General features: G+C 60.1%; 9 protein-coding genes. 7 read left to right on the top strand and 2 right to left on the bottom strand.

The features are described 5' to 3' along the window. Positions 1 to 181 precede the first annotated feature (181 nt). From M2335_RS03005 to M2335_RS02995, 3 genes are read left to right on the top strand one after another with little or no spacing between them, the layout of a single operon-like run. Entirely contained in the window at positions 182 to 517 is a 336-nt protein-coding gene (locus M2335_RS03005) for a hypothetical protein (protein ID WP_264593725.1), read from the top strand. Between the two features lie 17 nt (positions 518 to 534). Next, positions 535 to 2,223, top strand: coding sequence for a PepSY-associated TM helix domain-containing protein (locus M2335_RS03000; protein ID WP_264593724.1), 1,689 nt, complete (start codon positions 535 to 537; stop codon positions 2,221 to 2,223). Then, positions 2,216 to 2,512 carry a DUF3325 domain-containing protein gene (locus tag M2335_RS02995; RefSeq protein ID WP_264593723.1) on the top strand — a complete coding sequence of 99 codons (297 nt, stop codon included), beginning with the start codon at positions 2,216 to 2,218 and terminating at the stop codon, positions 2,510 to 2,512. Before M2335_RS03000 ends, M2335_RS02995 begins: the two co-directional genes overlap by 8 nt. A 586-nt stretch (positions 2,513 to 3,098) precedes the next feature. Here the strand turns inward: M2335_RS02995 and M2335_RS02990 are convergent. Continuing rightward, a complete protein-coding gene (locus tag M2335_RS02990; RefSeq protein WP_413716132.1) occupies positions 3,099 to 5,150 on the bottom strand; it encodes a TonB-dependent siderophore receptor in 2,052 nt (683 codons plus the stop codon). 371 nt (positions 5,151 to 5,521) lie between these two features. Beyond that, positions 5,522 to 5,716, bottom strand: coding sequence for an energy transducer TonB (locus tag M2335_RS02985; RefSeq protein WP_264595347.1), 195 nt, complete (start codon positions 5,714 to 5,716; stop codon positions 5,522 to 5,524). A 144-nt stretch (positions 5,717 to 5,860) separates the two neighbouring features. On the opposite strand from M2335_RS02985, the gene M2335_RS02980 reads away from it, so the two are divergent. From M2335_RS02980 to M2335_RS02965, 4 genes are all read left to right on the top strand, one after another. After that, positions 5,861 to 8,296, top strand: a complete 2,436-nt coding sequence (locus M2335_RS02980) for a TonB-dependent receptor plug domain-containing protein (RefSeq protein WP_264593721.1) — start codon at positions 5,861 to 5,863, stop codon at positions 8,294 to 8,296. Between the two features lie 322 nt (positions 8,297 to 8,618). Beyond that, complete coding sequence (locus tag M2335_RS02975; RefSeq protein WP_264593720.1) at positions 8,619 to 9,617, top strand: GlxA family transcriptional regulator; 999 nt, start codon at positions 8,619 to 8,621, stop codon at positions 9,615 to 9,617. A gap of 147 nt (positions 9,618 to 9,764) precedes the next feature. Further along, complete coding sequence (locus M2335_RS16520; protein ID WP_181558473.1) at positions 9,765 to 10,085, top strand: histidine kinase dimerization/phospho-acceptor domain-containing protein; 321 nt, start codon at positions 9,765 to 9,767, stop codon at positions 10,083 to 10,085. 223 nt (positions 10,086 to 10,308) lie between these two features. After that, positions 10,309 to 12,066 (top strand): GGDEF domain-containing phosphodiesterase, encoded by a 1,758-nt coding sequence (locus M2335_RS02965; RefSeq protein ID WP_264593718.1) that lies wholly within the window; start codon positions 10,309 to 10,311, stop codon positions 12,064 to 12,066. Positions 12,067 to 12,639: the final 573 nt, after the last annotated feature.

Below are 12,639 nucleotides of genomic sequence, written 5' to 3'. Positions count from 1 at the left end.
AGTGACAGCGTGCAGCGCGTGCTGCGCCCTCGCCGTGGAGTATCACCTCCCATCCAGTCTCAATTCCAACGGTTCCTGCTACTTGCAAACTATTGCAACTCATTATCGATTAAGCGATAGGATGCAGGCGGGATCGCGGCTACTCCGACGGAGAGGCTCAAAACAGCAGGATTCTTAGATCGTGAGTGCTAACGTCATGGCGAGAAATGGTGGGGCAAAGGCTTCGGTCTCACGGGCCCAAGCGGTTAGAACGGCTAACCGTTTCGCAGCCGCAATCCTTGGTGGCTATCTGTTTGCTTATGGATTCACTGCGCTGGCGACGTTCATTGGCTTTGGTCTGGGCCTCCCGTTTTCGGAGGCACAGGTGCTCGCATGGATGCTTGGAGCCTTAGTCTATCTGGGCGCGATGCTGTGGGGTTTCGTGCCGCGCACCGCAGCAACGGCCTGGGCCGTTCTTGCAGGCGGCGGTGCAGCAATGGGATCGGCCGCCTGGGCGCTTTCGCGTCTGACAGTCTGAGCGGGAAGGAACAATCGATGCGTGAGACATTCCGGCTATCGATGGCCTATCTGCACACCTGGCTCGGCCTTGTGGTTGGCTTCGTACTGATGGCCGTCTTCTTCTTTGGGTCGCTTTCCGTGTTCGACCGCGAGATCGACCGGTGGAGCGTGCCGGAGACGCGCGCACAGGCAGCGCCCTTTCCCTCGTTTGATCGGTCCGTGCTGCCCGTCATTGCAGCGGTAAAGCCCGATGCCGAGAGCATCGAGCACACGGCCGCAGAGGTCATCGGCGCCTTGCCTCCGGCCGATGCGATGAAGGTCGGCGATGTCGGTGTTTATACCAATCACCGTGACCCCATTTTGCGGATGTACGTGGCCTTTGATGTGCCCAACAAGCCGCGCGACGCCAACCTGGATCATGCCCATGTGTATGGCTTTGCGGCGGTCGATCCACAGACAGGCGAACGTCTGCCTGCCGATGTTCAGGATCGGCTCAATCTTGGCACCGGCTTCTTCTTCCCCATGCATTATATGCTCCACCTTGACTGGATGGAGATCGGCTACTGGATTGTCGGTCTGGCGGGCATGGTCATGATGGCGTTGCTCGTCTCCGGCGTGGTGATGCATCGCAAGATCTTTCGCGAGTTGTTCACCTTCCGCCCGGAAAAGGCGCGACTGCGCTCGATGCTCGACCTTCACAACATGACGGGCGTTCTGGCGTTGCCATTCCTCTTCGTCATCACGCTGTCGGGCCTGCTCATCTTTGCCTATATGTATCTGCCATCTCCCACGAGCCTCATGCGCCCGCTGGCGAAGGCTCAGGAACTGGTGGAAGCGTCCGGAACAGGACTGCCCGTCGACCCGTCAGGCCGGCCCGGTGAACTCGCATCCGTCGATGCGATGATGGACGCTGCAAAGGCGCGCTGGACGGCCAAGGGTGTGCCCGGCGAAGTCGGATCGGTGGTGATCGTCCATTATGGCGATGCCGATGCTTATGTCTCGATCGCGCGTGACAATGTCGATCGTGTTGCGACGAGCGAGACCCTTCACTTCAAGGGAAGCACCGGGGCGCTGCTTTACGAGGATCCGCCAGCGAGCGGCATCCGCACGACGGAAGGATTCCTCTACGGGCTGCACTTCCAGCAGTTCCGCCACTGGCCGCTGCGCTGGCTGTTATTCGCGGGCGGTCTGGCAGGCTGTGCCTGCATTGCGAGCGGCTTTTTGTTCTTCGTCGAGAAGCGCAAGAAGAAGCATGCGGCCACCGGCGCTCCCGGTGCGCGCATCGCGGAGGCCGTCGCCGTCGCCAGCGTGACCGGCATGCTGATCGCGACCGGCACGATGATGGTGGCGAACCGATTGCTCCCCACAAGCCTGCCGGGGCATGACGCCTGGCAGGAGGGCATTTTCTGGCTGACGTGGCTCGCGACGCTGGGCCATGCCGCTCTGCGGTCCCGCGCGTCGGCCCATATCGGCGTTTCGCCAGCATGGGCCGAACAATGCTGGCTGGTGGCGCTGCTGGCTGTGGGTGCAGCCATTGCTAACTGGGCGACGACCGGCGATCATCTTATCGCGACGATCGCAAATGGATATTGGCCAGTGGCGGGCGTCGACCTCGTCCTTCTCGCGACAGCAGGTGTCGCTGCCTACACGGCAGTTCGCCTGAGCGCCCGTGCTGAACGGCTTGCGCGGATGCCATCGGCGATCGGGAAGCCAGCCCATGTCTGACGGCGTTCTGCTCACTCTCGCGCTGCTCGCTGCCATCATCGGCATGGCTGGCTTTGCGGCAGCGAACGACACGCACTGGCGACAATTGTTCCGCGAACGCCCGCAGTCAGCCGGCGCGCGCGCATTTTGCCAAGCTTCTGGTGTGCTGCTGCTCGGCATTTCCTTTGCGTTTTGTGCAATGGCCGACCCTATCTCGATGGCGTTTCTGGTCTGGCCGATGCTGCTCGGCGTTGCCGCCGCCACCGTGGCGGCGTACCTGACGTTCAAAGGGCGCTCTCAGCGCGGATAGAAGAAGAGCGGCTTCGGGCCGGTCGCTTCCGGGCAGCGGGTGACATTGGCCCGTCGTTCAACGGCGCGGCCATCACCCGTTCGGTTTGCGCCGCCCAAGGCTGTTTAGCACCGCCAGTTTGGCAGCGGTGGAAGTTGCGGAGCGTTGCATCGGGGGTGGGTCTGGAAGATCGCCGCATTCGCAAAGGCGCTCTAGGCAGCCTGCGCTCATCGCCTCGCGACTCCCTATGAGCCGCTCAGTTGCCCGACGGTCAAGGTCAGGGACGCCCCATGTTCACGTCTGCCGCGCTCCGAGCCGGACAGCACCGCCGATCAAGTCCGGGAATGGTTTGAGAGACTATTTTCCCGCCTTCAATACGGGGAACATTGCTCGTGAGCAGCGCGCTCTGACCGGCAAGTGCTTGGTAGCGAAGGCCCGCACACGCTGAGCTTTTCAGTCACATCCCGTGGCACGAGACGCTTTGCCGGCCATCGCAACGGATGAAACGACCGGGAAGGCCAGGGTCGGAGCGACGCAGCGTCGCAACAGGACCAAAGCCTTCCCGGATTTTCCAATGAGCGACGCGCCTCCGCGCCGCTCCCTCTTGTCAGAAACGCACGCCCAGAGTTGCCATGACGTTACGCGGTGCGCCGACGAAGCAGTCGCCGCGCGCCAGACAGGACGCGAAATATTTTTCGTTGAGAAGGTTGGTGGCGTTGAGGGAAATGCGCCAATTGTCTTTGCTGATTTCCGCCAGCGCGTCCACAGTGGTGCGGGACGGCGTGACGATCGACCAGATCGCGCTGGTTGAAACACTCTTGCCGCTATGCACGACGCCGGCGCCCAAGCGCAGTTGCGCCTCACCAGCCAGCCCGAAGGTCTTGGTGGACCACAGCGACGCGGTGTGACGGGGCATATAGTCGAGGTCGGTATTGGTTTCGGACTCGAGCTTGGAATAGCCATAATTGGCCAGCAGCTCGAAATTACCGGGCAGGGTGTGGCTGGCCTCGATCTCAAAACCCTCTGTGTTGAGTTCACCCGACTGGGCCGTGCCGCCTGCTGCGAGATAGAGAACGCGGTTGCGCTCCTTGATTTTGAAGACCGTGGCCGTGACCAGCGTGCTGGGAGCCGGCTGCCACTTCACGCCGGCCTCAAATTGCGTGCCGGTCTGCGGGCGATAAGGTGCGCCAAACGTGCCGTCGCCATTGTCGATGGAGCCCGCGACAGGCAGGAAGCTTTCCGTATAGCTGAAGAAGGGCGAGATGCCGGCGCCGATCTCGCCGATGATGCCAGCGCGGAAGGTGGTGGCCTTGTCCTCCTGACCCGCAGAGTTCGTGACGCGGTCACGGCGAGCCCCCAGCACAACCGAGACGCGATCAAAGAAGCGGATCTGATCCTGGACATAGATGCCCAGTTGCTTCTGCGACTGCGCGGTGAACGGGCCGGACGGCTCGTAAGTCAGGAGCGCATCATAGTCGATGTCGTAGAGATCCACGACCTCCACACCGGCAGCATAGCGCTTGGCGACCTCGTTCCAGCTATAATCAATGCCAACGAGCAGCTTATGCTCGATATTCGCGCCTGTGTTGAAGTTGAATTGCAGGTTATTGTCGGTGGAGAAGACATTCATCCGCGCGTCGCTGGCATCGGCATAAAGACCAATAGTCCGCCCGTCGGTGCCGTAGACCGAGAAGGGATCGGTCGGATTGCTATAGCTGTCGGCGTAGTGGGTCTTATATTCAAGATTGCTATCGATATAGCGGGCCTTCAGGCTCAGCGTGATCTTGTCAGAGAAGTTGTGCGTGATGAAGCCGCCGCCTTGCAAGGAGCGTCCGGCGTAGCGGTCCCACCCGGCCTTACCGACAAATGTATATCGATCCAGCTTGCCAGAGGGATTGGCAGCATTGGGCAGAAACGTGCCGACGATCGGCAGAAACTGGGAGGTCGATCCGGTATCGTCCTCCTGATAGAGGCCTGTCAGCACGATATCCGTGTCAGGGGTAGGCTGCCAGCGGATCGAAGGCGCGAACATCACGCGATCGTCGGGAACATGATCGACATAGGTGTCGGCATCGCGGACGCGGCCCACGGCGCGGATCGCCAGATTGTCGGCCAGCGCGATGTTGACATCGCCCAGCGCCTCCTTGCGGTCGTAGCTACCATATACCAAGCTCAGTTCGCCACCCGTCCGGAACTCCGGCGTCTTGGATACGAGGTTGACCAGGCCGCCGATCGATCCCTGGCCAAACAGCACCGACGCCGGGCCGCGGACGATTTCCACGCGGGAGAAGTTGTACGGGTCCGCGGTGATGCTGGCATAATAAGAAAAGATGTCGCGCATGCCGTCGCGGAACTGGAGCGCATCCAGCCCGCGCACGTTGAAGCCGTCTACGCGCGTATCGCGGCCATAAGGATTGGCAAGGACACCTGCGGCATATTTTACCGTGTCGGAAATGCTGATTGCGCCCTGCGCGAGATATTGCTCAGATGTGATGACCTTGATCGGCTGAGGCAGCTCGATGAGCGCTGTATCGGTCTTTGTACCGGTTCTAGCGGCGGTCACGATAATCGCATCGCCATTCTCGTCCGCTGGCGCGACTTCGTCGGCCCATGCCGCCTGGCTCGCGCAAAGGCCCGCCAGTCCCACCATCATAATCATCTTCGCCATTGTACGCCCCTTCACTGTCGCTGCGCTTCTTGCGTGCAAGCCCCTAGAGTTTATGCGACTGCCTATCAATAGCGTTTTTGATCCGGGAGCGAGGGGTGATGGATGGAAATATCGTCTGTTTTTACAGCAACTCGTGATGAATGCCGTTCGACACTGTACCTGCTACGGGTCCCATGAGGCACACCTTGACCCTGCTTGGATCAAGAGGGTCGGCATTGAAGTCCCTCGTTTGACCGCACCAGCAGGCGATGCGGGCTGCCGAAGCAGCGGATGTCGAGACGGACTGCGGCACGGCGTGAGTTCCGGCATCTCTTGATGCCGCGAGAAGTACGCAGCCAGCGAGCCTTCGCTCTTCCTTATTTCTACCGCGCGCCGGGGGCTGTTGATAGTCCGGGAGACAGGAAGAACTCGACCGGGACCACAAATTCAATAGTCTCCCCTGCCTTGTGGGCTGGTGGCTGAGCACGGCGAGGCAGCGCGACGACCTTACGGTCGAGGTCAGTAATGCCGCTGGAACGTCCAAGGCGAGCAGCCAGCACCCGACCCTCTCTATCCATGATAAAATGCACCCCAGGCACGCACTGCATTCCAATTCAGTTGCGAATTATGATACATGATAACATATCATAGCCCAAGAGCCGCCCTGCGGATGGGTGGGCGCCAGCAGCAACGGCCGAACATCAAACGGAATTGGGGGAACAATGAGATTTCTGGAAACTGCGGCTGTGGCTGCCGGTATCGTCGTCAGCGCGCCAGCCTGGGCGCAGTCCATCGACACGCCCGACCAGACCGAGGGGGCCAAAGATCAGGCGACGGCGGCGGCGAGCGATATCGTCGTCACCGGCTCGCTCATTCGCGGCCTTCCAAGAGAATATGTCGCCAGCCCGGTATTCACTTATGGGCAGGCGGACATTGTCCAAGCCGGTGCCGGATCGGTGTCGGAATATATGCTTACCATTCCCCAGAACTTCACCGCGGACCTGAGCGATTTCGGCAGCACGGCCGCAGGTGTGGGATCCACTCTCAGCACGGGCACGACCTATAATCAGTATGACGGCTTTGCCAGCTTCGCGTTGCGCGGCCTTGCCTCCGATGCGACGCTCACGCTCCTGAACGGGAGGCGAATGGCGTCAGTGGGCATGGTCGAGGCGCCAACCGTTTCGGTCATCCCAGCGGGATTGATAGAGCGCATCGACGTCATCTCTGACGGCGCCTCAGCCACCTATGGCGCGGATGCGGTGGCGGGCGTGGTCAACATCGTCACGCGAAAGCCCAAGGGCGGTCTTGAATTGCGCGTGCGCGGGGCGACCATGACCGACACCGGCGCCAAGAACTGGGAAGCGAACGCGCTCGCCGGGCATAGCTGGAGCACGGGCAGCGTATATGGCATGGCGATGTATCAGCAGCGCTCGGCTTTCCTCGAAGAGCCGATCGTGGCGAGCGGGACGCGCCTTCAGCAAAGCCAGTTGCCCGACGAGCAGGTGAGCGGCTTTTACGGCGGCGTTCGGCAGGAGGTCGGCGACCTGACCTTGTCGGTCGATGCCTCTCGCTTCCAGCGTGATCGCGAGGCGATTAGAAACTATCCGGACTTTCCCAGATATAACCGTTTCTTCAAGACCCACACCACCGGATATGCCGTGAATGGCAATGCCCATTGGCAGGGCGACAGCGCAACTTCGATCGACCTCAATATCGATTATGGGCGCAACAAGACCAGCAGTAACGTATTCAGCGGCTTGCCGCCTTTCGCCGCGGCGAGCACGCATTATAGCGATACCAACACGCTCTTCGTCGCCGAGCTGACCGGCCAGACGGCCCTGGCGACGCTTCCGGCGGGACCGGTCCTCGTCGCCGGCGGCGTTCAGTATCGCAAGGAAACGCTGCGAACCGACGCCAAGATCTTCTTCAATCTCAACGGCGGCGAGCGCACGGCAAAATCCGCTTATGGCGAAGTGAACGTGCCGATCGTGGGCGCCGAGCAGGGCATTGCGCTTATCCGCTCCCTGACGCTTTCGGCGGCGGCGCGCTATGAGGATTTCGGCTTTGACGACGCATTGGCGCCCAAATTCGGGCTCCGCTGGCAGATCGATCGTTCCGTCGCGCTGCGCGGCACCTATGCCCGCTCCTTCCTCGTCCCGCGCTTTCGGAATACAATCGGCATCGCCGAGCAGGTCTCGTTCTGGAACTACCCCTACGCCTTCCTGGGCGCAGGAGAGCAGAATCCGGCGCTACCGACCGGCAATGCGATCGTCATGTTTCGCGCAGGCGCCAATCCCGACCTGAAAACGCAGAAGGCCGACACGTTCACGCTCGGCCTCGATCTGACCCCCACCTTCATTCCCAACCTGACGATCAGGGCGGGCTATTATCGCATCAAAATCGCGGGGCGGGTCGTGACGCCATCGCAGGACGACAGCGTGTCGCTTCCCGAGCTTCAAGGGTTCAACATCCGCAATCCCAGCCTCGCCCAGATCGAGAGCATCATCAACAATCCTGCAGTGTTCCGGTGGTTCACGGCAGATATCCCGTTCATCGGTGGTGGCGGAACGGAAATCTACAGCAGCGCGAACCAGATTCCCCAAGGCCTGATTTCGCAGGTGCAAGCCGTGGCGGATATTCGCCCGCAGAACTTCGCGGTCGAGAAAACCGACGGCATCGATCTCGATCTCCGCTATCGCACGCCGCTGCTGGGTGGCGATGCCTCCGTGCACCTGACCGGCCAATATATCCTCAATCTCACGCTGGGCGCCGGTACCGGCAGCGCAGTCTCGCGGCTGGACGGCTATGCGCAGCCGGCCGACCTCCGACTGAACGGGACCTTCATCTGGGGACGCGACGGCGTGTCGGTCGGCTCGGTCGTCAACTATGTCGACGGGTTCACCGATAATCGCCCCGGCCGGCCCCCGCGCAAGGTCGCGGCCTATACCACGGCGTCTCTATTCTTCGGTTTCGACCTCGGGCGCCTTACATCCACACCTACGCTCGACCAGAGCGAGGTGCAGCTTGTCATCGCCAACCTGTTCAATAACCGCCCCCCAAATATCGCAGACTCTGTGCTCGGCTACGACCCATATAATAATCCCCCCAATCCGCGCACGATCGGCCTGGTGCTCACAAAGCGATTCGGACAGCTTTGAGCCATGTCGGTCGATCGCTGCTGCGGGAGCGGGGCGATGAATGGAAGGCAGCTTTCAGGGAGGCGTTTTGCATGATCGAACGACCGCTCTGTCGGCGAAGTCGGTCGTATCTGTGCGCGCTGGCTGAGTTCAAGGGATTAAAAGAGCTATGCTCTGCCATGGGTAACGGCAGCAGAAGCTGACATGCTATGTCGAGCTGCGCCGCTCGGACATCCGCAGCTGCATTTGCTCTGACAGACCCCATTGTTGTAGGTAATTGAGCACCCGAGGCGTATCGTGTTTCTGATCGGTGATCTTGCGTCGCCGCGGAGCGCTTCAGGCCATGCTCGTCACAATCTTTGCCCCAAGCAACGTACATCTGCTGGAAATAGCCGGTGTACGAGACGCGCTGTTTGAAGCGAACTGCAAAATGGGGTCCAGTAATCGCTATCGCGTCAAGCTGGTGACAGAACGGGGCATGCCGGAGGAAAGCGCCTCCGGCATCGTTTATCTGCCTGACGCCAGCATCCACGACGAGACAGAGCCGTGCGACACCTTGATTGTAGCAGGGCCATATGGCGTCCCGTCGCCCCAAAGCGAAGCAGTCAATGATTGGTTGCGGGAGCAGTCACGGCAGTCCCGGCGTCACGGATCGACGTGCACCGGGGCCTTCCTGCTGGCTCATGCCGGATTGCTGGCGGGTCGTCGTGCGACAACCCACTGGGAGTATGCTGCACGCCTTGCCGCCGACTTTCCGGACATTCTGGTGGAACCCGACCTCATCTTCGTGCGCGACGGACCAGTGTTCAGCTCCGCAGGGGTAAGCGCAGCGATAGACCTCGCATTTTCGTTGATCGAGGAGGATCACGGGCGGGCACTGGCGCTTTGGGTGGCACGGCGGCTGGTCGTCTTCTTGAAGCGACCCGGCGGTCAGTCGCAATTCAGCGCACTGTTGACCGCACAAACTGTTTCCAACAGCCCGATCGACAAGATAAGACTTCACATCCTCGAACATCCCCGCGCGAAGCTGACCCTTGAAACCCTTGCAAAGATTGCTGGCGTAAGCTCGCGCCATCTCTCCAGGCTGTTCCGCGCCGAACTCGGCATGAACCCAATCGCATATGTCGAATTGACCCGGATCGATATTGCGCGACGACTGCTGGAAGAAAGTTCCGCTCCGATAAAAGCGATTGCCTACACTGCCGGGTTCGGCTCGACGACTACGCTCAGACGGGCATTCCTGCGCAGGATGGGCGTCACGCCCCTGGAGTATCGCATGCGCTTTCACAGCAGCGGAGGCGGAGAGCCGATCAACGTCGAAAGAGCCGCTATTCTGTCCTGAATGGTCGCATCAGCGAAGTTGAAAACAGCGCTGCGGGACGACATCGTGGTGCCAAGAGGCGATGGCAACTCGTTCCCGCAGGCTCACGATAAGTGAAAAGACATAAAGCGCGGCAGTCTCGCCACCCCAGCGTGGAGATTTCAGCAAATGATACAAAACGCTGTTGAGCAATGGCAAAATGTTCCGCTCCGCAAGGACTCTCTTTTCGATACTTACTTCCACACTTTGTCGCATGATCTCAGGACACCGCTCACCCACATCACGGGATTTGCTGAGCTTCTCAAGCTCGATGGAAACCTTGGGGCAACCCAGCAGGAATATGCCTCTGCAATCGTGTCGGCATGCAGCGAGCTGCAAAATACGGTCCTGGCGCATCTTCGCCTCATAGAAAGTAGCCTTCAGGCTGCATGTCAGATGCCTCCGCTTGCTGACGACGCGTCTTCGCCCGCACCTCAGAGCGACACGTAAATCCAAAAATATCTTTACCGGATATCGCAGCTTGGTGACCCGCTCGACCAGGCCACGAGACGTTTGCCGTACCCCGACGAAACTGGCGTCGATTTGTCTCGAAACGCCGCGCCGCTGAAATTGAAACGTCGGCACCACGGCATCATCCTCTAGCACGGAGGCATGGGATGAGATCTGATCTTTACGCGCTCATCGCGATGAAACTCGAAAGCCCGTTTGCGAGATGACTCCCGATGCGGCCGACGGCACGATCGTGGAGCCCGGTAGAACTGGTTCCCCGTTGCTGCGATGGCCTCGCCTCCTCGGTGGGCGCAGAGGCCAGTGTGTAACAGAGCTCTTTTCCAAACTTGCGCTCGATCATGTCAGCGATGGCCTGCTCGTCGCGGACATGCGCCTCCGGGGGCAGCCCATAGTCCTGGTAAACCCAGCATTCGAAAAAATTACTGGCTATTCTGTTGACGAAGTCATCGGCAAGAACTGCCGCTATCTCCAGGGAAGCGATCGGTTGCAGCCGGAACTTACGGAAATACGGGCTGCGCTTGCGGAGGCGCGCGCCTGCTCGGTGACACTGCGCAACTACAAGCGGGACGGAACGATGTTTCGCAATGCTTTGCGTCTGGAGCCGTTTCGGGACTACCTAGGGCGCCTCACGCATTTCGTGGGCCTGATCCGGGATGTCACGCACGCACCGGGTGTCGATCGGCTTACCGGACTGCTGGATCGTTATGGGTTGCTCGACCGGCTGGCACAGATCGAAATGTCGGCGAACTCCGCCTTGCTGGTCATCAAGCTCGACGTCCTGCGGTTCCGTGACGTCAACAACGGTTTCGGTTACGATGTCGGTGATGCGCTGCTTCGTTCGGCGACAGCGCGTCTGGCTGTTGTGCCAGCCCTGGCTATCGCTCGCGTCGGCAGCAATAACTTCATCCTGGCCTTCGCGCTCGATGATGCCAGCCGTGCGGGCAAGATCGTCAATGAGGTCCTCGACTTGCTGAGACCCCGATTTGTCCTGCCTGGCGCATCGCTTACAGTGCAGTTTGCCGCTGGCTTCGCTGTCGGGCTCGCCGGAACCGATCCTCTTCTACTGGTCCGGCATGCAGGTGCGGCGATGCAACGATCCAAAGCGACGCCCGACCACGGCCCCCATCCGTTTGAGGAAGCAGATGACCGAGACGCGCGTAATCGCATTCGGCTCGCGAACGAACTGCAATCCGCCGTTTCCAATGACGAGCTGCTGTTTCATTATCAGCCCCAGGTCGATCTGCAATCCGGTGACCTGATCAGCGCTGAAGCTCTGCTCCGTTGGGACCACGGCGCATTCGGCCTCCAGCTACCCGGCCGGTTCATCGCCGTTGCTGAAGAGACCGGCGCCATGATGGAGATCGGAGCGTGGGGCCTGCGTACGCTCGCGACGTATGCAGCGCGGGTCAATCAAAACCGTCGGATACCGCTCCGGTTCGCTTTCAACATGTCGGTGATGGAGTTCACGCGAAGGGACGTCGTCGCCTTTGTCGAACAGGTGCTCAACGAAACCGGGTGCAAGGCCGAATGGCTGACGCTGGAGCTTACCGAAGAGCTGATGGCCCCTGAGTCGGACGATATACGCCGATCCTTCGAACATATGCGGCGCCTGGGGGTCGGCATTTCGATCGACGATTTCGGCACGGGCTATTCCAACCTACGCTATCTCGAACGGTTTCCACTCAGCGAGATAAAGATTGATCGTAGTTTCGTGCGGGAAGTGGCGCACAACCATGTCAAGCACGTCATCGTTGAAAGCATCGTGAAGCTCGGAGTGGCGCTCGACGCGCGCGTCGTCGCGGAAGGCATTGAGACTGAGGCCGATCGAGTGATGATGCGGACACTGGGCTGTTCGGTGGGACAAGGCTACCTCTTCGCGCCGCCGCTCGACGAACAGCGCTTCGAAATCCTACTCAATCAAGGAATTGTAATGCGCGAGGACCGTCTGTCTAAGAGTTAAAGCGAATGTGCGCCCCCAATGCCATCGTGCACCTCGCAGGCGAACAAGACGCAGCCCATTTGTGAACAAATATGACGATGGCTTCTTTGCCACCTGACCGTTTCACATTTGGTGAGTAATGCTCACCTGAATGAGCGGCAGCTATTGGGTCACCGAAACCTTGCTTCCAACGACCGCTTTGTTGGCGCGTTCCGCCGGATGGGCTGAAGAGGATCGAGTGGCTGCTATTGTTCGGATCAGACGCTAGCTTCGCTCGCTCTGAACGACGGAGTTTGGTTGGCATCGGACCCAGGTATTGTCGGTCGCGGACCCCGACAGGTGGATGAAAGCAGGACGGGTTTCGACGAGCAGCTTTGGCCCACCGAATGTCGTTTTTGAGGGCGTAGACGGCAATCTTCCTAATGGCTGAGCCCCCCGCACTTATCTTAGGGATTGGAGCCGGCCCTTCGCCCGCACCCAAACTTTGCCGTGGCAAAAGCAAAACTTGCCTTGACGAAATCATATTCTATCGATTAGGTTGAAATACCTCGAGCGGGATGGCTGGTCAGGCCCCTCCCGCATCATCACGAGTGT

This window comes from Sphingobium sp. B12D2B (assembly GCF_025961775.1).
Lineage (GTDB): Bacteria > Pseudomonadota > Alphaproteobacteria > Sphingomonadales > Sphingomonadaceae > Sphingobium.
This window is presented reverse-complemented; position numbering and strand designations above follow the sequence as displayed.

Excerpts from the sequence above, each read along its gene's own strand:
- M2335_RS02975 (WP_264593720.1), top strand. The coding sequence starts at position 8,619 with ATGCTCGTCACAATCTTTGCCCCAAGCAACGTACATCTGCTGGAAATA.
- M2335_RS03000 (WP_264593724.1), top strand. The coding sequence starts at position 535 with ATGCGTGAGACATTCCGGCTATCGATGGCCTATCTGCACACCTGGCTC.
- M2335_RS02995 (WP_264593723.1), top strand. The coding sequence starts at position 2,216 with ATGTCTGACGGCGTTCTGCTCACTCTCGCGCTGCTCGCTGCCATCATC.
- M2335_RS02965 (WP_264593718.1), top strand. The coding sequence starts at position 10,309 with ATGACTCCCGATGCGGCCGACGGCACGATCGTGGAGCCCGGTAGAACT.
- M2335_RS02990 (WP_413716132.1), bottom strand. The coding sequence starts at position 5,150 with ATGATTATGATGGTGGGACTGGCGGGCCTTTGCGCGAGCCAGGCGGCA.
- M2335_RS16520 (WP_181558473.1), top strand. The coding sequence starts at position 9,765 with ATGATACAAAACGCTGTTGAGCAATGGCAAAATGTTCCGCTCCGCAAG.
- M2335_RS02980 (WP_264593721.1), top strand. The coding sequence starts at position 5,861 with ATGAGATTTCTGGAAACTGCGGCTGTGGCTGCCGGTATCGTCGTCAGC.
- M2335_RS02985 (WP_264595347.1), bottom strand. The coding sequence starts at position 5,716 with ATGGATAGAGAGGGTCGGGTGCTGGCTGCTCGCCTTGGACGTTCCAGC.